Source organism: Pseudomonas sp. 05N36 (assembly GCF_056397385.1).
In genome coordinates, this window is the sequence record NZ_JBFTNH010000002.1 from 1 (window position 1) to 24,873 (window position 24,873).

24 protein-coding genes are annotated in these 24,873 nt (G+C 59.5%); 13 read left to right on the forward strand and 11 right to left on the reverse strand.

The window, feature by feature from the left end; all coding sequences use genetic code 11:
- The first annotated feature begins 311 nt into the window (after positions 1 to 311).
- The gene (gene rhtA, locus AC1DIH_RS02995) at positions 312 to 1,199 is read left to right on the forward strand and encodes a threonine/homoserine exporter RhtA (protein ID WP_477770530.1); all 888 of its coding nucleotides are present in this window, start codon (positions 312 to 314) and stop codon (positions 1,197 to 1,199) included.
- Positions 1,200 to 1,366: 167 nt separating this feature from the next.
- Positions 1,367 to 1,648, forward strand: a complete 282-nt coding sequence (locus tag AC1DIH_RS03000; protein ID WP_477770531.1) for a hypothetical protein — start codon at positions 1,367 to 1,369, stop codon at positions 1,646 to 1,648.
- Between the two features lie 12 nt (positions 1,649 to 1,660).
- Here AC1DIH_RS03000 and AC1DIH_RS03005 read toward each other — a convergent pair whose 3' ends face one another.
- A complete protein-coding gene (locus tag AC1DIH_RS03005; RefSeq protein ID WP_477770532.1) occupies positions 1,661 to 2,680 on the reverse strand; it encodes a zinc-dependent alcohol dehydrogenase family protein in 1,020 nt (339 codons plus the stop codon).
- A 102-nt stretch (positions 2,681 to 2,782) separates the two neighbouring features.
- On the opposite strand from AC1DIH_RS03005, the gene AC1DIH_RS03010 reads away from it, so the two are divergent.
- Positions 2,783 to 3,709 carry a LysR family transcriptional regulator gene (locus tag AC1DIH_RS03010; protein ID WP_477770533.1) on the forward strand — a complete coding sequence of 309 codons (927 nt, stop codon included), beginning with the start codon at positions 2,783 to 2,785 and terminating at the stop codon, positions 3,707 to 3,709.
- A 15-nt stretch (positions 3,710 to 3,724) separates the two neighbouring features.
- Here AC1DIH_RS03010 and AC1DIH_RS03015 read toward each other — a convergent pair whose 3' ends face one another.
- The 4 genes from AC1DIH_RS03015 to AC1DIH_RS03030 form a co-directional block, all read right to left on the reverse strand.
- Positions 3,725 to 5,533: an aminopeptidase P family protein gene (locus AC1DIH_RS03015; RefSeq protein WP_477770534.1), complete on the reverse strand. Its 1,809-nt coding sequence runs from the start codon at positions 5,531 to 5,533 to the stop codon at positions 3,725 to 3,727.
- A 58-nt stretch (positions 5,534 to 5,591) separates the two neighbouring features.
- The gene (locus AC1DIH_RS03020; protein WP_477770535.1) at positions 5,592 to 6,761 is read right to left on the reverse strand and encodes an aminotransferase class V-fold PLP-dependent enzyme; all 1,170 of its coding nucleotides are present in this window, start codon (positions 6,759 to 6,761) and stop codon (positions 5,592 to 5,594) included.
- Between the two features lie 196 nt (positions 6,762 to 6,957).
- Positions 6,958 to 7,572, reverse strand: coding sequence for a LysE family translocator (locus AC1DIH_RS03025; RefSeq protein ID WP_477770536.1), 615 nt, complete (start codon positions 7,570 to 7,572; stop codon positions 6,958 to 6,960).
- 97 nt (positions 7,573 to 7,669) lie between these two features.
- Positions 7,670 to 7,939, reverse strand: a complete 270-nt coding sequence (locus AC1DIH_RS03030) for a hypothetical protein (protein ID WP_427532746.1) — start codon at positions 7,937 to 7,939, stop codon at positions 7,670 to 7,672.
- 287 nt (positions 7,940 to 8,226) lie between these two features.
- Between AC1DIH_RS03030 and AC1DIH_RS03035 the strand changes: the two genes are divergently transcribed.
- The gene (locus tag AC1DIH_RS03035) at positions 8,227 to 8,685 is read left to right on the forward strand and encodes a VOC family protein (protein WP_477770537.1); all 459 of its coding nucleotides are present in this window, start codon (positions 8,227 to 8,229) and stop codon (positions 8,683 to 8,685) included.
- Between the two features lie 162 nt (positions 8,686 to 8,847).
- Complete coding sequence (locus AC1DIH_RS03040; protein ID WP_477770538.1) at positions 8,848 to 9,675, forward strand: class I SAM-dependent methyltransferase; 828 nt, start codon at positions 8,848 to 8,850, stop codon at positions 9,673 to 9,675.
- Between the two features lie 102 nt (positions 9,676 to 9,777).
- Here the strand turns inward: AC1DIH_RS03040 and AC1DIH_RS03045 are convergent, their stop codons facing one another.
- From AC1DIH_RS03045 to AC1DIH_RS03055, 3 genes are all read right to left on the reverse strand, one after another.
- Complete coding sequence (locus AC1DIH_RS03045; RefSeq protein WP_477770539.1) at positions 9,778 to 10,263, reverse strand: GNAT family N-acetyltransferase; 486 nt, start codon at positions 10,261 to 10,263, stop codon at positions 9,778 to 9,780.
- Positions 10,264 to 10,479: 216 nt separating this feature from the next.
- A complete protein-coding gene (locus AC1DIH_RS03050) occupies positions 10,480 to 11,805 on the reverse strand; it encodes an ATP-binding protein (RefSeq protein ID WP_477770540.1) in 1,326 nt (441 codons plus the stop codon).
- Positions 11,802 to 12,482 (reverse strand): response regulator, encoded by a 681-nt coding sequence (locus AC1DIH_RS03055; protein ID WP_123428850.1) that lies wholly within the window; start codon positions 12,480 to 12,482, stop codon positions 11,802 to 11,804. The genes AC1DIH_RS03050 and AC1DIH_RS03055 overlap by 4 nt, the downstream gene beginning before the upstream one ends.
- Positions 12,483 to 12,781: 299 nt before the next feature.
- Here AC1DIH_RS03055 and AC1DIH_RS03060 point away from each other — a divergent pair, with 299 nt between their 5' ends.
- From AC1DIH_RS03060 to dsbG, 4 genes are all read left to right on the forward strand, one after another.
- Positions 12,782 to 13,486 carry a hypothetical protein gene (locus tag AC1DIH_RS03060; RefSeq protein WP_477770541.1) on the forward strand — a complete coding sequence of 235 codons (705 nt, stop codon included), beginning with the start codon at positions 12,782 to 12,784 and terminating at the stop codon, positions 13,484 to 13,486.
- Between the two features lie 115 nt (positions 13,487 to 13,601).
- Positions 13,602 to 15,338 carry a protein-disulfide reductase DsbD gene (gene dsbD, locus AC1DIH_RS03065; protein WP_477770542.1) on the forward strand — a complete coding sequence of 579 codons (1,737 nt, stop codon included), beginning with the start codon at positions 13,602 to 13,604 and terminating at the stop codon, positions 15,336 to 15,338.
- Positions 15,338 to 16,204, forward strand: coding sequence for a TlpA family protein disulfide reductase (locus AC1DIH_RS03070; protein ID WP_477770543.1), 867 nt, complete (start codon positions 15,338 to 15,340; stop codon positions 16,202 to 16,204). Before dsbD ends, AC1DIH_RS03070 begins: the two co-directional genes overlap by 1 nt.
- Positions 16,180 to 16,947 (forward strand): thiol:disulfide interchange protein DsbG, encoded by a 768-nt coding sequence (gene dsbG / locus AC1DIH_RS03075; protein WP_477770544.1) that lies wholly within the window; start codon positions 16,180 to 16,182, stop codon positions 16,945 to 16,947. The genes AC1DIH_RS03070 and dsbG overlap by 25 nt, the downstream gene beginning before the upstream one ends.
- 75 nt (positions 16,948 to 17,022) lie before the next feature.
- Here the strand turns inward: dsbG and AC1DIH_RS03080 are convergent, their stop codons facing one another.
- Complete coding sequence (locus AC1DIH_RS03080; protein ID WP_477770545.1) at positions 17,023 to 17,835, reverse strand: alpha/beta fold hydrolase; 813 nt, start codon at positions 17,833 to 17,835, stop codon at positions 17,023 to 17,025.
- Positions 17,836 to 18,189: 354 nt separating this feature from the next.
- On the opposite strand from AC1DIH_RS03080, the gene AC1DIH_RS03085 reads away from it, so the two are divergent.
- A complete protein-coding gene (locus AC1DIH_RS03085) occupies positions 18,190 to 18,738 on the forward strand; it encodes an RNA polymerase factor sigma-70 (protein ID WP_477770546.1) in 549 nt (182 codons plus the stop codon).
- 108 nt (positions 18,739 to 18,846) lie between these two features.
- On the opposite strand, the gene AC1DIH_RS03090 is transcribed toward AC1DIH_RS03085, so the two are convergent.
- Both AC1DIH_RS03090 and AC1DIH_RS03095 read right to left on the reverse strand, forming a co-directional pair.
- Positions 18,847 to 19,641 (reverse strand): substrate-binding periplasmic protein, encoded by a 795-nt coding sequence (locus AC1DIH_RS03090; protein WP_477770547.1) that lies wholly within the window; start codon positions 19,639 to 19,641, stop codon positions 18,847 to 18,849.
- Positions 19,642 to 19,745: 104 nt separating this feature from the next.
- The gene (locus AC1DIH_RS03095; protein ID WP_477770548.1) at positions 19,746 to 20,369 is read right to left on the reverse strand and encodes a TetR/AcrR family transcriptional regulator; all 624 of its coding nucleotides are present in this window, start codon (positions 20,367 to 20,369) and stop codon (positions 19,746 to 19,748) included.
- Between the two features lie 180 nt (positions 20,370 to 20,549).
- On the opposite strand from AC1DIH_RS03095, the gene AC1DIH_RS03100 reads away from it, so the two are divergent.
- Genes AC1DIH_RS03100 through atuC form a run of 3 tightly spaced genes read left to right on the forward strand, consistent with a single transcriptional unit; the run spans position 20,550 to position 24,842 of the window.
- On the forward strand, positions 20,550 to 22,340 hold the full coding sequence (locus AC1DIH_RS03100) for an acyclic terpene utilization AtuA family protein (protein ID WP_477770549.1): 1,791 nt from the start codon (positions 20,550 to 20,552) through the stop codon (positions 22,338 to 22,340).
- 12 nt (positions 22,341 to 22,352) lie between these two features.
- On the forward strand, positions 22,353 to 23,222 hold the full coding sequence (locus AC1DIH_RS03105; protein ID WP_477770550.1) for an SDR family oxidoreductase: 870 nt from the start codon (positions 22,353 to 22,355) through the stop codon (positions 23,220 to 23,222).
- A 3-nt stretch (positions 23,223 to 23,225) separates the two neighbouring features.
- On the forward strand, positions 23,226 to 24,842 hold the full coding sequence (gene atuC, locus AC1DIH_RS03110; RefSeq protein ID WP_477770551.1) for a geranyl-CoA carboxylase subunit beta: 1,617 nt from the start codon (positions 23,226 to 23,228) through the stop codon (positions 24,840 to 24,842).
- Positions 24,843 to 24,873: the final 31 nt, after the last annotated feature.

The following is a 24,873-nucleotide window of genomic DNA, read 5'->3' on the forward strand; positions in this document are numbered from 1 at the left end:
CTTTCAACTTTCAACTCCTTCAGGCTTCGATGAACTGAAGCGTAACCGCTGTCGAAAACTGCGTAACTCTTTGTTTATCAAGGAGTTTTCCGTTTCGACTGCGCCGGAAGTGGGGCGAATTATAGACTTCCAGAATCTGCCGTCAACACTTAATTTGGTATTTCTATCAGAAATCGAAAAACGGCACTCGTTACGGGCTATATATAGAAGCGCCAACAAAGAGTGCGCAGTATATTGCTCAACACCTAGTAGCTAAGCATGATATGCCAGCCGTACACTCTCTCGCCTCTCACTTCGGACGACGCCACGCAATGAATGACCAGCCCCGCAGCCTTGCATCGACTCTGTTCCCGGTTGGCCTGCTATTAGTAGCCATGGCGTCGATCCAGTCTGGAGCCTCCCTGGCAAAAAGCATGTTCCCGATAGTCGGGGCGCAAGGGACGACCACCCTGCGACTGGTTTTCGCCAGCGTGATCATGTTGCTGCTACTGCGCCCCTGGAAGGCCAGGCTGACTGCCAAGTCGCTGCGCACCGTCATCGTCTACGGCATGGCGCTGGGTGGCATGAACTTCCTCTTCTATATGTCGCTCAGGACCGTCCCACTCGGAATTGCCGTTGCTCTGGAGTTCACGGGCCCGCTGGCAGTGGCCATTTATGCCTCACGCAAGGCGATCGACTTTCTGTGGATCGGTCTGGCTATCGTCGGTTTGTTGCTGCTAATACCTACAGACGCGGCAAACACGAGCATTGACTTCATAGGCGCCGGTTATGCACTGGGCGCCGGGGTGTGCTGGGCGCTGTACATCCTGTTCGGTCAGAAAGCCGGGGCTGATAATGGCGTCCAGACCGCCGCGCTGGGTGTCATGATTGCAGCACTCTTCGTTGCGCCTATTGGCATCGTCCATGCCGGATCCGCCTTGCTCACACCATCACTGATCCCCATCGCTATTGGCGTAGCCATTCTGTCCACTGCCCTTCCGTACACCCTGGAGATGATCGCCCTCACCCGAATGCCGGCGCGAACCTTCGGCACACTGATGAGCATCGAGCCAGCTTTCGGCGCATTGTCCGGGCTGCTGTTTCTGCACGAATACTTGTCCCTGGCACAGTGGATGGCAATCACTTGCATCATTCTGGCGTCCGTGGGCGCGACCATGACCATGCGCAGTGAGTCCAAGCCTTTGGTAGCGGTAGATTGATACGCGCTTTTACGAAGGTCTGGTATTTACCGCTCAATTGAGCCATGTTTAGCCACAACTCAATGTCAGACATGGACTTTTTCGGATAGGGATATCACTAACGATAAAAACGAAAGCACATGCTGCCAGACTCGGGCGCCAGACCCGAGACCGTAATAGGGATTGGAATGAAACGATTTTTGGTATTGCTTGTTGTACTGGCCATTACGGGTTGCGCTGCGACCTCCAGGACTGAGGTCAAGCGCGGAAAAAAAGGCCTGCACATTAACTGCTCAGGCCTCTCTTCTTCCTGGGACAAATGCTACGACAGCGCGGCCAACTCATGCGGGGCCAATGGCTACAAGGTGCTCGCCAAATCCGGAGACGCCGTGGAAGACCCGGGTGACTATCCGTTTGGTCTCAACCCTGCCGGCTATACCAGCCGTAGCATGATCGTCATCTGCAAGTAACCAGGCGCGCCCTTATTCAGCGCCTTGACCGCCGATGAGCTCGATAACCAGTCGGCCCTGCGCTTCACCCGCAGCTTGCAGGTCATAGGCGGCCTCGGCGGTTTGCAGCGTGAACCGCCGGGGATCGAGCAAAGGCTTCAACAACCCTGCTTCAATCAACTTCGCGGCCTCGCCAAGAATCTGCCCGTGCCGCTCGCGACCGTTGCCGGTCAGCAAAGGCAGCAACGTGAAGACACCCGAATAACTCGCCGCCCGAAACGACAATGGCGCCAGACTGTGTTGCCCCCAGCCGAGACAGCTCAACACGTGCCCCTGATAAGTGCGCACAGCCTTGAACGACGCATCCAGCGTCTCGCCTCCGACAGTGTCATAAACGATATCGAAACCCTCCCCCGCCGTATGTTGCTGTACGTACTGTTCAACCGATTGTTGGCGGTAGTCGATAAAGGTCGCGCCGAGACTTTCGATAATCGCCTGATGCCTCGCCGCCCCCGTGGCAAATACCTCCGCACCGAATGCCCGAGCCAACTGAACCGCCACATGCCCGACGCCACCAGCACCACCCTGGATCAATACCTTGTGGTCAGTCTGAACCCGGGCGCGATCCAGCAAGCCTTCCCACGCGGTGATCAATACCAGCGGCAGCGCTGCCGCCTCGGTCATGCTCAGATTGATCGGTTTGCGCGCCAGCAACCGCGCATCAACAGCTGCGAATTGCGCCAGTGAGCCTTGCTGACCGCCAATCCCGGTCGCCATGCCATACACCTGATCGCCGACCTGCCAATCGCTGACCCCGTCACCGAGCGCTTCGACAATTCCCGCCAGATCCATCCCCAACACCGCCGGTAATGGCTGACGGGCGTGAGCGGCCTCCCCGGCGCGGATTTTCCCATCCAATGGATTCACCCCACTGGCGAAGATTCTGACCAACACCTGCCCCGCTTCAGGCACGGGCTTAGGGATAGAGGCCAAACGAAGCGGTGCATTGGCCGAGTCGACGATCAGGGCGAGCATTTCAAGTGAGTCAGTCATTTCGCAATCTCATGTCAGTGGAGAGTTGCGTTGATCATCCGCCCGCCAATTCATGCCGATAAGACGCTATATAGCTATAGTGACCATGCCTATTTGGCATCAATGAGAAAACCCTTGGACAAACTCAATGCAATGGCGGTTTTCGTAAGAGTAGTCGAGCGCGGCAGTTTCTCTGCTGTCGCTCGGGAACTGCAGACCAGCCAACCGACCATCAGTAAAATCCTCCGGGCGCTGGAAACAGACCTTGGAGGCAAGCTGATTGCCCGCAGTACTCGCCAGCTGTCGCTGACCGACGAAGGCCAGCGTTACTACAACGAATGCCGACAGATTCTTGCGGCGGTCGACGCAGCCGAACACAGCTTTCAGTCCGGACGGGAAGCGGTCGCCGGGCCTTTGCGAGTGGGCTCCTCCGTCAGTTTCGGGCGATTGCAGATTGCTGCGCGACTGCCGGATTTTCTCGAGCGCTATCCACACGTAGAAATAGATTTACAGCTCAGCGATCAGAATCAGGATCTGGTGAGCGAAGGCCTGGACGTCACGTTACGCATTGGCGAGTTGAGCGATAGTGGTTTGATTGCCCGGCAGATCGGCACCACCCATCGAGTCACCGTTGCCARCCCCGACTATCTGGCTCGCCGTGGCCGACCACACACACCGGAAGAACTGAGCCAGCATAACTGCCTGCTGTTCAACCTGCTGAGCAGCCAGAATCAGTGGATCTACGAAAAAAACGCTCAGCGCTACAACGTGCGGATCAAAGGCAACGCCCAGAGCAACAGTTCGGAGGCCATACGCGAGATGGTATTGGGCGGGCTAGGCATTGCGCTGTCGCCGGTGTGGTTGTTCAGCGAAGATTTGAGGGGCGGTCGGGTGACCGCGATCTTGCAGGACTATCGCGCACAACCGTTGCCGATCCATGCAGTGTCCCCGGCCAATCGTCGCCAGTCGGCCAGGGTCAAGGCGTTCGTCGACTATATGAGCGAAGCACTCGCCCACGCACCCGAGCTTGCGCCGCCGTCCGAAGACTGACGGCGCACCAGCGACTCAGATCGCCGCGGTTCGGGTGTTCAACCACGCCAGTGCAGCACCATCGAGCAACGGACTCAAACGTTCACGAACTTGTGCGTGGTAAGCGTTAAGCCACTCGCGCTCGTCCTGAGTCAGCAACGAAGGCTCCAGACAACGGGTGTCGATCGGGCACAAGGTCAGGGTTTCGAACTTGAGAAACTCGCCAAACTCGCTGCTGCCGGCCTCGCGGTTCAACACCAGGTTCTCGATCCGCACGCCCCAGCGACCTGGACGATAAGTGCCCGGCTCGATCGAGGTGATCATCCCCGGCTGCATCGCGGTTTGCGGCGCCGGTGCGGCTTGGTAGGCAATCACTTGCGGGCCTTCGTGAACGTTCAGGAAGTAGCCGACGCCATGCCCTGTGCCGTGACCATAATCCACGCTCTCTGCCCAGATCGGCGCACGCGCGATAGCGTCGAGCAACGGCGAAAGAATGCCGCGCGGGAACTGCGCACGGGACAAGGCAATCACGCCCTTGAGGACGCGCGTACAGTCGCGTTTCTGCTCGGCGGTCGGCGTACCCACCGGCACCATCCGCGTAATGTCGGTGGTGCCGCCCAGGTACTGGCCGCCGGAGTCGATCAGCAACAAGCCATCACCCTCGATCACCGCGTGTTCTTCTTCGGTCGCGTGGTAGTGCGGCATCGCACCGTTGGCGTTGAAGGCGGCAATGGTGTTGAAACTCAGCGACACATAACCCGGGCGACGGGTACGGGCAGCGGTCAGGTGTTCGTCGATGGTCAGCTCGGTGATGCGTTCACGACCGAGGGCGCTGTCGAGCCAGGTAAAGAACTCGCAGAGCGCCGCGCCGTCCTGTTCCATGGCCTGACGGATGTGTTCGGCATCGGCGAGACTTTTCTGCGACTTGGCGAGGGTCGTCGGGTTCAGCCCTTCAATCAGCTTCACGCCACTGCCGAGGTTATTCAGCAAACCGCTAGTCACCCGCGCTGGGTCGACTTGCAGGCTGGCACCATTTGGCACGGCAGCCAGCGCCGGGGCCACTTCGCTGTAGTCGCGCAGGGTAACGCCGTCCTGCTCGAGGATCGCGCGCAATGGCGCATCGACCTTGCTCAGCGCGACAAACAAGGTTGCCTGCTGCTGGCTGATCAGGGCGAAGGACACGAATACCGGGTTGAACGACACGTCGCCGCCGCGCAGGTTGAACAGCCAGGCGATGTCGTCGAGGGTGGCGATGAAGTGCCAATCGGCACCGCGCGCTTTCAGGCTTTCACGCAATTTGGCGAGTTTCTCGCCACGGCTGACGGTGGCCTGCGGCGGCAAGTGCTGATAGATCGGTTGGTTCGGCAGGCTTGGGCGATCGCTCCAGACTTCGTTCAACAGATCGATATCGGTGCGCAGCCGTGCGCCCCGCTCCTCAAGCTTGCTGCTCAGTGAGCGTGCCGACGCTACGGCCATCACTGCGCCGTCGACCGCAACCACAGCCCCTTCCGGAGTTTGCTCGGCCAGCCAGTCCAGCGGGCCGGGTTGACCAGGCTGCAGTTTTACCAACTCGATGCCGCTGCCCTTGAGTTCCTTGGTCGCCTGTTCCCAGTAGCGACTGTCGGCCCAAACGCCCGCGAAGTCCTGGGTGACGATCAACGTGCCGACCGAGCCATGAAAGCCCGACAGCCATTGCCGCCCCTGCCAGTAACCCGGCAGGTACTCCGACAAATGCGGATCGGCCGACGGCACCAGCAGGGCGTGGATGCCCTCCCGGCTCATCAGCTCGCGGGTATGCGCCAGGCGCTGAGGAACCGTTCCATGGGTCAAAGGCTGCGTACTCATCATGTCTCCTGCTAACCACTTTAATTTTGTTATAGGGCGCTGACTTTTGGTCTGCGCATCAGGATTGGGCGGTAGCCCAGAACGCCGGTGCACTGGCGGTTGCTGCTTTAATCAACTGTGCGGCCTGATCGACGTCCTGCTCGGTGGTGAAACGCCCGAGACTCAAGCGAATGGTCCGCCCCGCTGCCCGCGCGTCATGCCCCAGGGCCAGCAGTACATGGGAAGGCGCATTGCTCGCGGAGTTGCAGGCCGACGTCGCCGAAAAGGCGATCGAAGCACTCAAGGCCTGGGAATTGAACTCACCCTCATTGAAGGTCAGGCTCAGGGTATGGGGAATGCGTTGGGTCGGACTGCCGTTCAAGCGTAGACCGGTAATACCGCTGAGTTGCCCAAGCAAGCGCTCGCGCAAGCGGGCAATAGTCGCCGCCTCTTCGGCAAAGTGTTCTGCGGCCAGCGCAAAGGCTGCACCCATGGCTGCGATCTGATGCGTGGCCAGGGTCCCGGAGCGTAAACCGCCTTCGTGCCCGCCGCCATGGATCTGCGCCTGCAAGCGCTGCTGGGCACGCGGGCCGACGTAGAGCGCACCGATCCCCTTGGGACCGTAGATCTTGTGTGCGGAAAACGACATCAGGTCCACCGGCCATTGGGCCAGATCAATCGCTACCTTGCCCGCGCCCTGTGCCGCGTCAACATGAAACAACGCACCGTGCTCACGCACCCGCTGACCGATGGCCGGGATGTCGTTGACGGTACCGAGTTCGTTGTTGACCAGCATCAGCGACACCAGAAAGGTGTCTTCGCGCAACGCCTCGCTGACCGCTTGGGCAGTGATCAGACCTTCGGCATCCGGCAGCAGATAAGTCACGGCGACCCCGGCATCCTGCAATTGCCTGGCGGTATCGAGGATCGCCTTGTGCTCGATCTGGCTGGTGATGATGTGCCCGCCGGACTGGCCGCGGGCCTGGGCCACGCCTTTGAGGGCGAGGTTGTTGGATTCGGTGGCGCCGGAAGTCCAGACGATCTGCTGCGCTTGCGCGCCCACCAGATCAGCGACTTGCTGGCGCGCCTGCTCGACCGAACGCCTGGCCTGCTGGCCATAAGCGTGGGAGCTGGAGGCCGGATTGCCGAAGTTACCGCTGAACCCCAGACAGTCGACCATCACCTGAATGACCCGCTCATCCACCGGAGTGGTGGCGGCGTAATCAAAATACAAAGGACGTTTATTCATAAAAAAGACTCGCAGAGCTTGTTCCGGGATCAGGTGTATTCGCTGAAAGCGCCGCACTGGAGGTGGTGTAAAAACTGCGGGAAATCAGCAATACCTGATCGGATGCCGTTAAAGAAGTACGACTTCATTTCAAAGTGCGTAGGAACGCTCCTGAAGTCGAGCTTAACAGGCATCGGACACCGGGTTGAAGCGCAAGTCAGCTAAAGCTTTCGTGCAGCATCGGATACAGCGAAGCGACCAGCAGCAGGGCCATGCCCCAGTTGAACACCCGCAACCAGCGCCGATCACGCAGGACATTGCGCAACAGGCTGCCGCAAGCCGCCCAGACACTGACGCTCGGCAGGTTGATGATGGCGAATACCGCCGCGATGACGATCACATTGGTGAAATAGCCCTGCAGCGGTGTGTAGGTGCTGATTGCACCAATTGCCATGATCCAGGCCTTGGGGTTGACCCACTGAAACGCCGCCGCGCCCCAGTAGCTGATGGGCATGGCGTGACCTTGTTCGGCTTCGGGGACAGGGCCCGAATGAGCGATTTTCCACGCCAGGTACAGCAGATAGGCCGCTCCGACATAGCGCAGCACGCTGTACAGCACAGGATAGGTTTGAAACACCGCGCCCAGGCCAAAACCGACGGCGAGCACAAGGACGAAGAAGCCGCAGCTGATGCCGAGCATATGAGGGATGGAGCGGTTGAAGCCGAAATTGACGCCCGAGGCCAGCAACATCGTGTTGTTGGGGCCGGGGGTGATCGAGGTCACCAGGGCGAACAAGGCAAAACCCAGCAGTAAATCCAGCGAGAGTGTCATGGGGCGAGTCCGTCAGGGTCAGTCAGGTGTTGACCCTATCGCAGCCCCCGTGTGAAACCCACGGACAGTTACGTGAAACTTCGAGCAGTACAGTCGCTTAGCTGGCGTGGCCGTGAACAGCCACAGCGCGCTCGGCGTTCATCTCGCCATCCTGGTCAAAACCAAAAGTTTTCTTCGACTGGCCAAGCAATTCGGCTTTTTTGGCCTGGTATTCATCAAACGACAAACCGCGACGATTCAGGGCTTCCATCGCCAGTTCCTGGGTTTCTTCGGCGGTGTACGGGCGCAATTCGGGGGCAGGATGACTGGCACAACCGGCGAGCACCGAGGCAACCAATAACAATGAGGTAGCAAGCAAATGGTTCATGGGGAGGCTTCCTGCGAGCTGGTCTTGGGCAATGGACACAGGCTACTCCCGCCCCCTGAACGACAAAAATCATCGCTCTCGATAGTCGCTATTGATCGATGCATGACCTGCCGCCCTTTTGAACGGGTCATCGAAACAAACCGCCGGTCCATCGTTGATGGCGCAACGGTGGCGATGCTGCAACCCGTCGGCCACTCGGTTGCCTTGATGGGGCTGACCTATAGTGAACCGACCGGAAATCGGCGAAGGATTTGCAACATCTACCCACAAGAATATGGAGAACGGTCATGAGCGTTAAACCCATTCCCGAGGGTTATCACAGCGTCACGCCCTACTTGGGAATCCAGAAGTCAGCCGAAGCAATCGACTTTTACAAGAAAGCCTTTGGCGCTACGGAAGTCATGCGTCTGGCGATGCCCGACGGCAGCATCGGCCATGCCGAACTGCGCATTGGCGACTGCGCCATCATGCTCGGTACACCGTGCGATCAAGGCCCGCTGAGCAACCCCGACAAATCACCGTCCGTGGGCTTGCATCTGTATGTCGAGGACGTGGACAAAAGCTACGCCCAGGCAATCAAGGCAGGTGGCACGGTGGTTTCGGAAGTGAAAGATCAGTTCTACGGCGACCGCTCTGGCACCTTGAAGGACCCCTTCGGCCATGTGTGGTTCCTGTCGTCGCGCAAGGAAAACCTGACTCAGGCGCAGATTGAAGCGCGGGCGAAGGAGATGTTCAAACAGCAGTAACCCCCTCCCCCCGCAGGACGCGGCGTCGCCCGCCCAAAAGCTTCCTCTGTGAAGCCACGGGCGATGCCGTCCGCGCTTACAAAAACCCTCAAGAAAACCTGAAGACCCGAGTGCTAGTCTGCCCAACGCACCCTAGGGATAGACAAGGAACAGGTCTTCAGCATGAGTGACTACATCAAACTGAACAAAGCCAACTGGGACGAACGCGCCCCGTTGCATGCCGCCTCAACCGAATATGGGACTCAGACTTTCATCGACGACGCCTATCACCTCTCCGACGTCGTGCGCTTCGACGTACCGTTGTTGGGGGATATCTCGGGCTTTCGCGGCGTGCATCTGCAATGCCACATCGGCACCGACACGCTCTCGCTGGCCCGCCTCGGTGCGCAAATGAGCGGGCTCGACTTCTCACCGGCCGCCATCGTCCAGGCACGCGCGTTGGCCGAGCGCAGCGGCGCGCTAATCGAGTATGTCGAATCCGAGGTTTACCACGCGGCTTCAGTATTGCCACCCGCCTCGTTCGATCTGGTGTACACCGGCATCGGCGCCTTGTGCTGGCTGCCGAGTATCGACACGTGGGCGCGCACGGTCAGCGACCTGCTCAAGCCGGGTGGACGTTTGTTCATCCGCGAGGGCCACCCGATGTTGTGGTCGATCAACGAAGGCCGCGAAGACGCCTTGTCCGTGGAGTTCCCGTATTTCGAGCGCGAAGAGCCTTTGGTCTGGGATGACGAAGGCACCTATGTCGAGACCGATGTACGGCTCAAGGCCTCCGTCACGCATGCATGGAACCACGGTCTGGGAGAAATCATCACCGCGCTGCTGACCCACGGGCTGGACATCACCGGGCTGGTGGAGCATCAAAGTATTCCCTGGAACGCCTTGCCCGGTCAGATGGTCTGCGATGACCACGGCGAATACCGTTTGAAAGAAGCCCCGTGGCGCCTGCCGCTGAGTTACACCTTGCAGGCGGTGAAACGCCGGGGCTGAGCACGGTGGCAGGTGCGCATTCCGGCCAGGGCGCGTACGTACTGGTTTACCTGCTCTGGAAACGCATCAGCGCTCCAAGGAGTTACACCGTTGGGTGGATGTTCATGAGGGTGGTGCCAGCGATTTCTCCATAGGGATCGCCGTAAGCCCGGCGATGCTGAAGGTTTGTGCACATTGCCGGAACCCAAGGTGCTGGAAAAAGTCCTCGCCGGTACGGGTGCTGTTCAGTCGTGCCTGAGTGAAGCCCTGGTCGAGCAGCCAGCCTTCCAGGCCCTGGATCAACGCCTGCCCGGCACCCCGGCGAAACCATTCGGGCAGAACATAACAAAAGGCAACTTTACCGCTGACAGCGGCCATGGCCACGCCAATCGGTTTGTCGTCCAGCAGCGCGAGGTTCAGGTACAGGCGTGGATCTGCCAGCCAGGGCTGTACATGCTCAACGGTTTTGTTGTGGGTCCAGGCCGCAACGACTTTCGGGTCATTGCGGTGATCTGCAGCGCACCCGACCTTGATCGAGCGCTCGACGATCCGGCTGATAATCCCCGCATCCGCGGGCCCGGCCTTGCAAATATGTACGGAAGCATCCATAGCGCTATCACCTCAATCCATTGAGTCAAAGCTGCGAGGGACGATAGCGCCGCAAGGGCCGGGTGGCTAATGGAGAGAAGTTACATTTGATGTGCGACATCGAACTCATGTGGGAGCGAGCCTGCTCGCGATAGCGGTCTGTCAGTCACATTGATGCTGGATGTGCCGCCGCCATCGCGAGCAGGCTCGCTCCCACAAGGGGGTCTGTGGTGTTTGTCAGGCTGACTGCAACGGCATTGTCAGTTCAACCCGCAAGCCGTCGGCACGACTGTCGAAATGCAACACGCAGCCGCAGCGCTGGACGATCGCCTGGACAATCGCCAGCCCAAGTCCGCAACCGGTGCTTGAGCCGTTGCGCCAGAATCGCTGGGTCAGGTGTTGCAGGTCATCGGCGGCAATGCCAGGGCCATGGTCGCGCACTTGAAAACGCACGCGATTACCCGTGGTTTCAAGGCTCAGTTCCACCGTCGCCTCCGCCGGGGTGTGACGCAAGGCGTTGTCCAACAGGTTGCGCAAGGCGGCAATCGACAGCACGGCGGGCATCTGCACCGGTGCCTGTGAGTAATTCGCCGGCAAGTGCAGTTTGATTCGCTGACGATCACCGCTGGCCGCGTCCTGAATCGCCAAACGAGCCACCTCTTCGGCGCTGCACTGCACGCCGTCGTCGAACGACAGACTGCCTTCAACCCGCGCCAGCAACAGCAATTGCTCAAGCGTGCGGTGCAAGCGATCGGCGCCTTCCTCGGCGCGGGCCAGGGACTGATCGCGGGCGGTGCCTTCGGTCATGCGCGCCACTTGCAGGTGTGTCTTGATCGCCGTCAACGGGCTACGCAGCTCATGAGCGGCATCGCCCGTCAGCCGTCGCTCACGCTCGATGGCCTTGCCGATTCGTTGGAACAGCTGATTCTGGGTTTCCAGCAACGGTTGCAGTTCGCTCGGCAGCGGATGGATTTGCAACGGCTCAAGGGAGTCGGCGCTGCGGCGCATCAAGGCATCGCGCATGCGATTCAGCGGTGCCAGGCCTTGGCCGATCCCCAGCCAGAGCAGCCACAGGCAACCGAGCAACGCAACGCCCACCGGCACCGACGCGGCCAGCAGCACCGACATGTTCAGTGCTTCGCGCTCGACTTGCCGGTCGGCCGTGGTGATGCGTACATCACCGCGAGCCAGGGTGAAACTGCGCCAGCGCGCACCGTCGATCATCTGGTCATGGAAGCCCATCTTTTCCGCTTCCAGGGTTTGCTCGGGAGTGCTGTGACTGCGGGCAAGAATCTCGCCCCGCAAGGAGCTGACCTGACAGGCCATGCCCCCCGGAATATTCAATTGCTCGGCACTGAAATGCGTGCCATCACCCTTGCTCGGCAGTGCCGGTAATTGCTCGAGCAACCCGGCGACCATGCGCGCGGATGCCACCAGCCGTTGGTCGAGGGAAAACATCATCTGATTGCGCAGGTCGCTGAGCATCCAGGCCGCGGCCAGGGCCCAGATCAGCGCGAAGGCCGCGCCGAGGGTCAGACTCAGGCGCAAACGCAAACTCATCACTTCGATTGCTCTCCGCCATCCGCCGGCCCGAGGCGATAACCCAGCCCGCGCACGGTTTCAACGATGCCGTTGCCGAGTTTACGTCGCAGGTGATGGATATGAACGTTGAGGGCGTTACTTTCCAGTTCATCGTTGAATCCGTAAACGCTGTCCTTGAGTTGCTCGGTCGACAGCACCCGGCCACGGTTGTGCAGCAAGGCTTGCAACAACGATTGCTCGCGGCGCGACAGGTCTACCGGTTGACCGGCAAGCAGCGTTTCGCGGCTGCTCGGGTCGTAAGTCAGGGCGCCATGCTCGATCAGATTGACGCTGCGCCCCGCCACCCGTCGCAACAAGGTGTGCAGACGCGCAGCCAATTCACGCAGGTCAAAGGGCTTGAGCAGATAGTCATCGGCGCCCGCTTGCAGGCCATCGACGCGGTCGGTCACCGAATCGCGTGCGGTCAGAATCAGCACCGGAATCTCCAGGCCGTGATGACGCAACTGCTGCAGCAGCTTCAGACCGTCTTCGTCCGGCAGGCCCAGGTCGAGCACCATCACGTCGAACTCGGCAACTTTGAGCATCGCCCGGGCGGCCGAGGCCGTGGCGACATGCTCCACCGTCAGGCCCTGGGCCGTGAGGCCGGCAACGATGCCGCTGGCGATCAGCTCATCGTCTTCGCAAACCAGTACGTGCATGCTGAACTCCATAAAAAGCACGATTCAAACAAGCCGACATTAAGTCGCGATTATGTCCGGGACCGCGGCGGGAGAGAAGCACGAATTCCCAGCCCCGCCTTCCCTGCATTGAAGGTCGAGTGCATGCCATCAACGCCAGGCCCACCCGACAACTAAACATCAATTCAACAGCACAACTAAACTCCTCTTCCAACATCGAAATAAATCCATATAAAAAACAAAACACGGTATCCAGATCTGACGGTAGTCTTAAAACAGAAACATCAAAACAAACACCCTACAGTTAAAGGATACTGAAAGTGCCAACACTAAAAAACTTTGTCGCCGTCGATTGGCGCGCCGGAAAAGACCTCATCTACTTTTTCTTCAAGGATACCAACACCTACTCCCGCTTCAACATTGGCGACAACAAAGTTCCGAATGGATACCCAACAGCGGTCAACGGCCGTTGGGGGGATTTCGACAAACATGTTAAAAACCTTCGCTTTGGATTCAACACCACCGGCATCATGTCAACAACCCCGGAAGCCGACAAAACTGACGCAGACATTTTATGGCTATTCTATTACGAGGGCGACACCCCAATGGTCTGTGAATACAATCAGGACACCGACAGTGTCAATAGCACACGGCGTGTACAAGACTCGCGATGGTGGCAACTGCTCCCTTATTTTGACCGCATTATCACCGGCACATGGTGGCAGCTATACGGTCGCCTTCCTTTATTTCGGTTCCTCATGAATGACGGACACTTCATCAACCTTGATTTTAGTAAAAACAAATTAACACACGAGGCGATTACGAACACAAGCTGGCCGGGACTCCAAGACTACAAAGATCGAATTATTACAGCCGCGCAAAACGATCGAACCTTTGCAGACAGTTATTACTATATTTTCCTGACCCATAATGAATACATAAGATACAACATCCACGAAAACCGGGCCGAGACCGGCCCGCGCGCAGTCGATGAAGAGTCCTGGCCAGGGCTATTGCGAAACTGAGAGTACGTCGGGACCCGCTGCTTGCCAGGCGGGCACTGCCCATGGGTGCGGTTAATCATCGGTTAATCGCCACCCATCATCGTGCACCCTACTTGCACCGCGATAAGGCTTACCCATGCGTCGTCTGTTCCTACTGTTTTTTCTTTTCATCGCAGGGCTGGCCCAGGCGGCGTCGAACCCGTTCGACACCAAACCGGATTTCCTGCCGGTCGGCAAAGCCTTTGTTTTTACCTCCGAACACCTTGAGTCAGGCGAAACCCAGCTCTTCTGGCAAATCGCCGACGGCTACTACCTGTATCAGCAACGGATGAAATTCGACGGTTTGCCCGACGCGCATAAACCGCCGCTGCCGGTGGGTGAAGCCCACAGCGACGAGTTTTTTGGTGATCAGCAGATTTATCGCCAGGGCCTGGAGTTGAAAATCCCGGCCGGCGCCAGTGGCCAGATCAAAGTGGGGTTTCAGGGCTGTGCCGATGCCGGCTTGTGTTATCCGCCGCAAACTCAGGTGATTGATCTGGGTGGCGGCGCAGCGGCGGTCAGCGCAAGTGAAGCACCGGATCAAGCCTTGGCCAACGGTCTGCAACAGCGCGCGTTAGGCTGGAGTTTGTTGGTGTTCTTCGGTCTGGGGCTGTTGCTGGCTTTCGCGCCTTGCTCGTTGCCGATGCTGCCGATTCTCGCCGGTTTGATCGTCGGCAGCGGCGCCAGTCCGAAGCGCGGTTTTGCTTTGGCCGGCAGCTACGTGGTCAGCATGGCGCTGGTGTACGCGGCGCTGGGCGTGCTGGCCTCATTGCTCGGTGCGAACTTGCAGGCATTGTTGCAGAACGTCTGGTTACTCGGCAGTTTCGCCGTGGTGTTTGTGTTGTTGTCATTACCGATGTTCGGTTTCTTCGAACTGCAACTGCCAGTCGCGCTGCGTGACCGTCTGGAAAACGCCAGTCGCAAGCAAGGCGGCGGCAGCCTGATCGGTGCCGGGGTGCTCGGCGCCTTGTCCGGTTTGCTGGTCGGCCCGTGCATGACCGCGCCCCTGGCCGGGGCCTTGCTGTACATCGCCCAAAGCGGCAACGCACTGCACGGCGGGCTGATCCTGTTCGCCATGGGCATCGGCATCGGTTTGCCGCTGTTGTTGCTGGTGACCGTCGGTAACCGCTTCCTGCCTAAACCCGGCACCTGGATGAACTTGCTCAAAGGCATCTTCGGCTTCCTGTTCCTCGGCACCGCGCTGGTGATGGTGCGGCCGGTGCTTGATGAATCACTGTGGATCGGCTTGTGGGGCGCGCTGTTGTTGATCATCGCCTACAGCGCCTGGCGCCAGACCGGCGGATTCGGCCGCGCCGCCCATGTGTTCGGTGGCATGGCGCTGCTTTCCGGGTTGTGGGGCAGCCTGCTGTTGATCGGTGCCGCGGGTGGCAGTGATGACCTGTTCAATCCGTTGCAGGTTTACAGTGCACAGGCGTCGACCCGCGTCGGCGGCACCGCGGCCGACGACGCCTTCATCACCGTCAAGGATCCCGTCGCGCTGCAACGCGAACTCGACGCTGCTCGCGCCCAAGGCCAATGGGTGCTGCTGGACTACTACGCCGACTGGTGCGTGTCGTGCAAGATCATGGAGAAACAGGTGTTCGGCAAACCCCAGGTAGTGGACGCGCTGAAAGATGTCCGCTTGCTGCGTCTGGACGTGACCGCCGACAATGCCGCCAGCCGTGAATTGCTCGGCCGTTATAAAGTGCCGGGGCCGCCAAGCCTGTTGTGGATCGGCACCGACGGCATCGAGCGCCGCAGCCAGCGCATCACCGGTGAGGTCGATGCTGCCGGTTTCCTCCAACGCTGGAACATGACTCGGGACGCTCGTTGATGCTGACCTTTACCCTCGGCACCTTTGCCATTGCGCTCAACCACCTGCTGCTGATCAGTGCCCTGGCACTGGCCACCCTGGTCGGCTGGCGGGTGGCCAAGCGCGGTGGCGAGAACCCCGAGTCGGTGCTATTCAGCCTGTTCCTGCTGGGTTTGCTCGCGGCCAGAGTGGGTTTCGTGCTGTCCTACTGGGCCCACTACCGTAATGACCCGTGGCAGATCATCGACCTGCGCGATGGCGGTTTCCTCGCCTGGCCCGGGGTGATTGCCCTGCTGCTGGCAACACTGTTGCGGGGCTGGCGCCGACCGGCGCTGCGCAAACCGTTGGGCTTTGGTGTCGGCAGCGGCCTGTTGTTCTGGTTGCTGGCGAGTTTCTCCCTGAGCCTTTACGAACAAGGTACGCGCCTGCCGGACATCGTCTTGCGCAATGCCGCCGGCGAAACCGTGCAACTGAGCGATTATCAGGGCGGTCCATTGGTGATCAACCTGTGGGCCACCTGGTGCCCGCCTTGCCGGCGTGAAATGCCGGTGCTGGAGATCGCCCAGCAACATCGGCCCGACCTGACCTTTCTGTTCGTCAATCAGGCCGAAAGCATGCAAAGCGTCAGTACCTTCCTCGCGACCCAGGGCCTGAGCCTTTCCAATGTGCTGTTCGATGGCGGCGGTCGCCTGAGTCAGGCCGTCGGCTCCATGGCGCTACCGACTACGCTGTTCTATAGCGCCGAAGGCCGAATGCTCGGCAGCCACCTGGGTGAATTATCGGAAGCCAGCCTGGCCCGCGCCCTGGAAAACTTCGACTCCCCAACTTCAGCCATACAGGCCACACCCTCAAGGAAACTGCCATGCCCCGCCTCCGCCACCTGCTGACGCTATCCCTGGGCGCAGCGCTGCTGCAAATCCCGATGCTGCAGGCCGAAGAACTGCCTGCGGCGATCCGCAAGATCGAAGAAAAAGGCGCGAAAATCATMGGCAGTTTCGATGCGCCTGACGGTCTGCGTGGTTATGCGGCGCAGTATCAGAATCGCGGCATGGCCTTGTACCTGACGCCCGATGGCCAGCATGTGCTGCTCGGCAACCTGTACGACGCCGATGGCAAGGACCTGAGTGCCGAGCCGCTGCAAAAACTGGTCTATGCGCCAATGGCCAAGGAAGTCTGGGCGAAGATGGAAGCCAGCAACTGGATCGCCGACGGCAGCAAGGATGCACCGCGCACCGTCTACCTGTTCAGCGACCCGAACTGCCCTTACTGCAACATGTTCTGGGAACAGGCCCGGCCGTGGGTGAAGGCCGGCAAAGTGCAGCTGCGGCACATCATGGTCGGGATCATCCGCGAAGACAGCCCCGGCAAATCCGCTGCCCTGTTGGCCAGCAAAGACCCGGGCAAGGCCCTGGAGGAACACGAAAAGGCCGGTAAGCAAAGCTCGCTGAAAGCGCTGACAAGCATTCCCGCCGCGATCCAGGCCAAACTCGACGCCAACATGAAGTTGATGGAAGAGCTCGAGTTGTCCGCCACTCCGGCCATCTTCTATATGGACGACAAGGGTGAGTTGCAACAACAGCAAGGCGCGCCGTCACCGGAAAAACTGGTGAAGATTCTTGGGCCGAAGTAGTTTTTTGCCGTCAGAGTGTTGGTGGTCTCACCGACGCCATCGCGAGCCTGCTCGCGATGGCATCTGGATGATCGACTAAGTTCTCTCAGCCAGAAACTTCAGCAGCGCCTCGGTGACAAACTCAGGATTCTCCAGGTTCGAAATGTGCCCTGCCTCCGGCACCAACAGATAAGGACAACCGATCAACTCGGCCATTTCCCTGGTTTCCGACGGTGGCCGCGGTTTGTCCTGATCACCGCACATCAGCAACGTGGTTTCAGGATTCAGTTCGCCCAGACGCGGCAACAGATCATCACGACCAAACGTAATACGGCCCATCGGCACAATGCTTTCACGCAAACGCTCAGGCGGCAGCGCAGCCAGCCTGGCACGGAAATCCTGATAGAGCGCCGACTGAGGGTCGATGCCCGGGCGGAAGAAAATCGGTACCACGATATCCAGTAACTGCGGCGAGATCACACCACTGTCTTCGATTTGCTTGAACAACGAGAAGTAGTACTGGCGAGTCGGTTCCGGCTCGACACCAACATAGGTGTCCATCAGCACCAGCCCGTTGAGGCGCTGCGGGGCCGACAGCGCCAGACGCACGCCCCACATGCCGCCGACCGAAAGACCGACCAGGCTGACGCGATCAATATCCAGATGATCAAGTAGCGCCAGCACCTGCCGCGCCTGATCATCCAGCGAAGTCATTCCCGCAGGTAGCGGCCCGGACTCCCCGTGCCCCCACAGGTCCAGGGCAATCACCCGAAAGTGTTGCGACAACGCTGCAATCTGCGGTGCCCACATGGCCTGGTCCCACAAATAACTGCCGGCCAACAGCACCGCAGGGCCAGTACCTTGGTCAACGTAGTGAAGCGCTTGTCCATCAATCGTAGCGAAGGGCATCAACTGCCTCCTTTCTGATATGGGTCCATCAAAAAACACGGGCAGCCTGAGCCGGTCAGTTTCTTCAGTCAATGCGCAAGGTATTGGCGATGCGGCGAATCCGCCACTGTTTCCGGGAGCCATTCACCCATGAGAACAGATGACGTAGAGAAATAGTTAGTTCGCTGACTGCTGCAAAACCGCGTTCCAGACCTGTGTGCGTGAGGCCACCAGCAAAAAACAGCCTGGAGGACAACTCCAACTCATTCTCAATTGACAATAATTACCATTAAGCCTAGCTTGTCACTCGATGCGTAGGACGGTTCCGCCCCCCCCTTGGTCGTCCTACTTTCTTTTTGCAGCAAGGTGATTTCCATGATGGAACCAGTAACCACAAGCAGGTGCGACTCACCCTTATTCCAGGCGTTCGTTGATAACCGACTGATTCTGGTCAAAATCGCTGCCCGCATTACCGGCTGCCGATCCCGCGCTGAAGATGTCGTTCAGGATGCGTTTTTCAGGCTGCAATCAGCACCGCAAATCAGCTCCCCATTCAAGGCTCAGCTCAGCTACCTGTTTCAGATCGTGCGCAACCTGGCGATTGACCACTACCGCAGACAGGCGCTGGAACAAAAGTATTCGGGCACCGAAGAAGAAGGCTTGAACGTGGTCATTCACAATGCCTCGCCAGAAACCTCGCACATCAACTTCTCGACCCTGGAAAACATCGCTGACGCCCTCGGCCAGTTACCGAGTCGCACCCGCTACGCCTTCGAGATGTATCGCCTGCACGGCGTGCCGCAAAAGGACATCGCCAAGGAGCTCGGCGTGTCGCCGACCCTGGTGAATTTCATGATCAGAGATGCTCTGGTGCATTGCCGCAAGGTTTCGGGCAAGCGCAGCGATACCTTCGCCCGCAGCTGAAAGATCGCAGCCTGTGTGTTGTGGTTCAGTTTTTTGGACCGTTCTGGAGATACCGCCTTGAACCTTACCGAGCAAGCGCAAGTTTCGGGTCAAAGGGTTGGCCTGACTTCAGCTTTTCGGCACCGGCACGATGGCAATTTTGTACGGATCGAAAATTTTCAACATCTGCCCGTTGTCCCGCAACCCCTGCAGCAACTTGCCGAAGGTTTCTGCGCTGATCGGCGCTTGTGGACGTAACAGCGCGTAATGGTGATAAACCTGATCGATGCGCTGGGATACCAGCAACTGCGGCCCGACCTTTTCATTGCGCAGCAGGTAATCGTAGAGGTACGAACGAGTGACCAGTGCGATGTCGGCACGATCACGAAGGATCATTAGAATATTGCTGTCGTGGGAAGTCGTGAGCGTCGCGTTGTAAGTATTCTTGAGAAATTGCGGGTCGTTATTGAAATTGGCGAATTCATAGTGATAACCGCTGTACAGCGCCAGACGCTTGCCTTTCAAATCGGCGAAGTAACTCTGCTGACGCTCCGGCTTGCTCTGTGCGACAAAGATTTCAGCATCTTCCAGCCCCATGTCGACGGTGCTGTGCGGGATATCCTTCCAACCCCACTCCGGGTTTTCGAAGATCGCCATGTCAGTCCGGCCATCCTGGAAATCACCGAATCGACGTTGCAGGGAGGTCGGCACGAGTTTGAACTCATAGTCGGTTTGCATCTTGTTCAGCGCCTCGACCAACTGCGGCAGCAGTCCGGTATCGTCGCCATTTTCCGGCCGAACGGTATAGGGAGGAAAATGCGCGGCGCCCACCTGCACCACTTGCGCGGCCGAAGCCGGCAGTACGGACAGCGCACCCAGCGCCATCAGCGAAATCCGTAAAGCCTTCCGAACTGGCGAAGACATCAAAACGAGCCCACCTCTAAAAATATATCGACACAACCAAACTAGGCGGTTTTATCCGCTTCGACAACTTGGTGATGGCTATTTAATCAGTTTTTGCGAAACGGTCACTTTTCTTCCAACACCAGAATCAAGGCTTCGTCGGCCAATTGATCGAGGCTCATGCTGCCATCCGCCCGAAACCAGGTGGTAGTCCAGGACAGCGCGCCAGTTAGAAAACGTCGGGTGATAAACACGTCGCCACGAATAAAACCGGCGTCTTTCGCTTCACCCAGCACTTGCAGCCAGATCTGCTCATAGATATCGCGCAGCGCCAGCACCTGGGTCTGACCTTCTTGCGAAAGCGAACGCCATTCGTAGACCAGCACCGCCATCGCTTCGCCGCTGCCGCCCATGATCGACTGCAACTCACAGCGGATCAGCGCCAGCACCCGCTCGCGCACGTTGGTCGCTTGCGCCAGGGAGGCGCGCATCAAGGCGGTGTTGTAGCGAATGGTTTCCTCCATCACCGCCCGCAGGATTTCGTCCTTGCTTTTGAAGTGATGAAAAATGCTTCCCGACTGAATCCCGACCGCACTGGCCAGGTCACGCACCGTGGTGCGCTCGTAGCCCTTGTTGCGAAACAGGTGAGCGGCCATTTGCAGCAGTTTTCCGCGAGCACTGTCGGGATCGGTCAGTTGCCCGTTGTCGACCAACTCGCGCATTACCAGCAGGGCTTTTTGCTCGTCCACCCGTTCTCTCCTACAGTCGCTCAATCAATTGTGCGATCACACCACGAATGCACTGGGTTTGCGCGGGCAATTTAAGCTGACCGGGGCAACCAAGCAAGCGCTTGGGAAGAAGATGTAATCAGCGTTTACAAACCAAGCGCTTGCTTGGTAGTCTCGAGCCACTTCTGTCGGAGGCTTGCAATGAACAAAACCGTTCGTATCGGCTGCGCCAGTGCCTTCTGGGGCGACACCTCGACCGCCGCTGCGCAGTTGGTTGAAGGTGCCCAACTGGACTATCTGGTGTTCGACTATCTGGCAGAAATCACTATGTCGCTGCTGGCCGGCGCGCGAATGAAAGATCCCCAGGCCGGTTACGCAACCGACTTCGTCGAAGTCCTCAGCCCGCTCCTCAAGCAACTTCGCGAACAGAACATCCGTGTGATCAGCAACGCCGGCGGGATCAACCCACTGGCCTGCGCAGCAGCGCTGCAAGCGGCGTGCGATAAAGCCGACGAGCCACTGAAGATCGCTGTGTTGCTCGGTGATGACCTGCAACCGCAGTTCAAACAATTGGCTACCAGCGGTGTGAAGGAAATGTTCAGCGGCGCACCCCTGCCGCCGATGTGCGTGTCGACCAACGCCTACCTGGGCGCCCCCGGCATCGTCGAGGCGCTACGCCTGGGTGCGGACATCGTTATCACAGGCCGGGTGGTCGACAGCGCCGTGGTCAGCGCGGCATTGGTGCATGAGTTCGGCTGGTCGTGGCAGGACTACGACAAACTGGCCCAGGCCGCGCTGGCCGGGCATCTCATTGAATGCGGCGCGCAGTGCACCGGCGGCAACTTCACCGATTGGCAAGAGGTGCCCGACTACGAACACATCGGTTTCCCCATCGTCGAGGTCAGCGCCAACGGCCAGTTCATCGTCAGCAAACCTGAAGGTACCGGCGGCTTGGTCTCACCGCTGAGCGTCGGCGAGCAACTGCTGTACGAAATCGGCAATCCTCGCGCCTATCTGCTGCCCGATGTGGTCTGCGATTTCAGCCTGGTCAAACTCCAGCAACACGGCAACAACGCCGTACACGTTCACGGCGCCAAAGGCTTGCCAGCGCCCCGCCAATACAAGGTCTGTGCGACCTGGCCGGACGGTTTTCGCTGCACCGCCAGTTGCCTGATCGCCGGGATCGACGCGGTGGCCAAGGCGCGCCGGGTGAGCCAGGCGATCATTGCCAAGACCTCGGAAATGTTCAGCCAACGCGGCTGGGCGCCCTACAGCGAAGTGAACATCGAGCTGCTCGGCAGCGAAGCGACCTATGGTCCACATGGCCAGCGCCAGGACAGCCGCGAAGTGGTGATCAAACTGGCGGTGCGGCACCCGGACAAACAAGCGCTGATCCTGTTTTCCCGGGAAATCGCTCAAGCCGCCACCGGTATGGCGCCGGGATTGACCGGAATCGTCGGCGGCCGGCCGAGCGTATACCCGTTGATCCGTCTGTTCTCGTTCCTGATCGACAAAAGTACCTGTGCACTGGAAATCGACCTGCAAGGCCAACGCCATCCCTGCACCCTGCCCGCCCTCGATCATCTTGACGTTGCCGACCTGCCGCTGCCCTTTGATCCGCCCAAACCCCATGGGCGAGCCGACGCCAGTGTGGCGTTGGTGAAACTTGCGGTGGCGCGCTCCGGCGACAAGGGCAATCACAGCAACATCGGCGTCATGGCCCGCGTCCCGGAATACCTGCCGTGGATCGCCGAAGCGCTGACACCTGAGGTGATCGTGGACTGGATGAGTCACGTGCTTGACCCGATCCACGGACGTGTCGAGCGCTGGTATTTGCCCGGCACCCACAGCCTGAACTTTCTCCTGGAAAACGCCCTCGGTGGCGGTGGCGTGGCCAGTTTGCGAATCGACCCGCAAGGCAAGGCGTTCGCCCAGCAGCTATTGGAAATCCAGATTCCGGTGCCGCAAGGCATCGCTGACCAAGTCAAGTAGAGGACGGTTGCCGTGGCCTTCGATTCGATATTCAAAGCCGATCTGTTTGCCGGCCAGACGATTATTATCACCGGCGGCGGCAGTGGCATCGGCCGTTGTACCGCCCACGAACTGGCGGCCCTCGGCGCGCATGTGCTGTTGGTCGGGCGCAAACCCGAGAAGCTGCAAAAGGTCGCGGCAGAAATCACCGAGGACGGTGGCAAGGCGGATTGGCAGGCCTGCGATATCCGCGAYGAGGACGCGGTTACGCAATTGGTCGGGCAACTGATCAAGGACCACGGGCCGATTCACGGCCTGGTCAACAATGCTGGCGGTCAATACCCGGCGCTCTTGGCCTCGATCAATCAGAAAGGTTTCGAAACCGTGCTGCGGACCAATCTGGTGGGCGGGTTCCTGATGGCCCGCGAAGTGTTCAATCAGTCGATGTGCAAGCACGGTGGCAGCATCGTCAACATGCTCGCCGACATGTGGGGCGGCATGCCCGGCATGGGCCATTCGGGCGCGGCACGTTCGGGAATGGACAACGTCACCAAGACCGCTGCGGTCGAATGGGGTTACGCCGGGGTGCGGGTCAATGCGGTCGCGCCCGGCTGGATTGCCTCCAGCGGCATGGACACCTACGAAGGTGCATTCAAGGCGCTGATCCCGACCCTGCGCGAACACGTGCCGCTCAAGCGGATTGGCAGCGAATCGGAAGTCAGCGCGGCGATCGTTTTCCTGCTGAGTCCGGCGGCGGCCTTTATCAGTGGCAGCACACTGCGGATCGACGGTGCGGCGAGCCTCGGCGGTCGCGCCTGGCCACTGCACAAGGCGCAGCACAGTGAATCCTTCAATGGCTTTCACCGCGCGGGCTTACCCGACGTACTCAAGGGCGAGGACTGAGCCATGCCGCAGATTGAATCGCAACTCGACATCCACAGCCCGCAGTTTGCCCAGAACCGCGAAGCGCTGTTGAGCAGCATCGAGCAGATCCGCCAGTTGGAACGCAACCTGCTGAGCAAGGCTGCCGAAGCGAAACCGAAATTCGACAAACGTGGGCAACTCCTGCCTCGCGAACGGCTGAATTTGCTGCTGGACCCCGGTGCACCGTTTCTCGAGCTGGCGAGCCTGGCCGGCTACAAACTGCACGACGACAAGGACGGCAGCCAGGCCGGTGGCGGGTTGATCGCCGGGATTGGCTACGTGTCCGGTGTGCGGGTGCTGGTGGTCGCCAACAACAGCGCGATCAAGGGCGGCACCATTTCCCCCAGCGGCCTGAAGAAGTCCCTGCGGCTGCAACAGATCGCCATGGAAAACAAACTGCCGGTAATCACCCTCGCCGAGAGCGGCGGCGCCAACCTTAATTACGCCGCGGAGATTTTCGTCGAGGGCGCGCGCAGTTTCGCCAATCAGGCGCGGATGTCGGCCATGGGCTTGCCGCAAATTACCGTGGTGCACGGTTCGGCCACCGCTGGCGGCGCGTATCAGCCAGGACTCTCGGATTACGTGGTGGTGGTGCGCGGCAAGGCCAAGCTGTTTCTCGCCGGCCCCCCGCTGCTCAAGGCCGCTACCGGCGAAGTCGCCACCGATGAAGCACTCGGCGGCGCCGAGATGCACGCGCAAATCGCCGGCACTGCCGAGTACCTGGCCGAGAACGATGCCGACGGTGTGCGCCTGGTACGCGAAATCGTCAGCCTGTTGCCGTGGAATGCGCAGTTAGCGCCACGCAGCACCGAACACTGGGACGAGCCGCTCTACCCCATCGACGAACTGCTGGGGCTGATTCCCGACGATCCGAAAAAGCCCTATGACGTGCGCGAGATCATTGCGCGCATCGCCGATGGCTCGCGCTTTCTCGAGTTCAAGGGCGAGTTCGATCAGCAAACGGTGTGCGGCCATTTGAAGATCCAGGGGCGGCCCTGCGGTTTTATCGGCAACAACGGCCCGATCACTCCGCAAGGTGCCAGCAAGGCCGCGCAGTTCATCCAGCTCTGCGACCAGAGCCAGACACCGTTGCTGTTTTTTCATAACACCACCGGTTTCATGGTCGGCACCGAGTCGGAACAGCAAGGGGTGATCAAACACGGCGCGAAGATGATTCAGGCAGTCGCCAATGCGCGGGTGCCGAAGCTGACCATCGTGGTCGGCGGCTCTTACGGTGCCGGCAACTATGCAATGTGCGGCCGCGGGCTCGACCCGCGTTTCATCTTCGCCTGGCCCAACAGCCGCACCGCCGTGATGGGCGGCGCCCAGGCCGGCAAGGTGCTGCGCATTGTCACCGAGGCCAGGCAGGCCAAGGACGGTTTGGCCCCGGACCCGAAAATGCTCGACACGCTGGAACAGGTCACCGCGCAAAAACTCGACAGCCAGTCCACCGCACTCTACGGCAGCGCCAACCTGTGGGATGACGGGCTGATTGATCCACGCGATACGCGCACCTTGCTTGGCTATCTGCTGGATATCTGCCACGAAGCCGAGGTTCGCCAGCTGCAACCGAACAGTTTTGGTATCGCACGTTTTTGAGGCTCTGATCACCACCAGGTTTAGGGAGAAC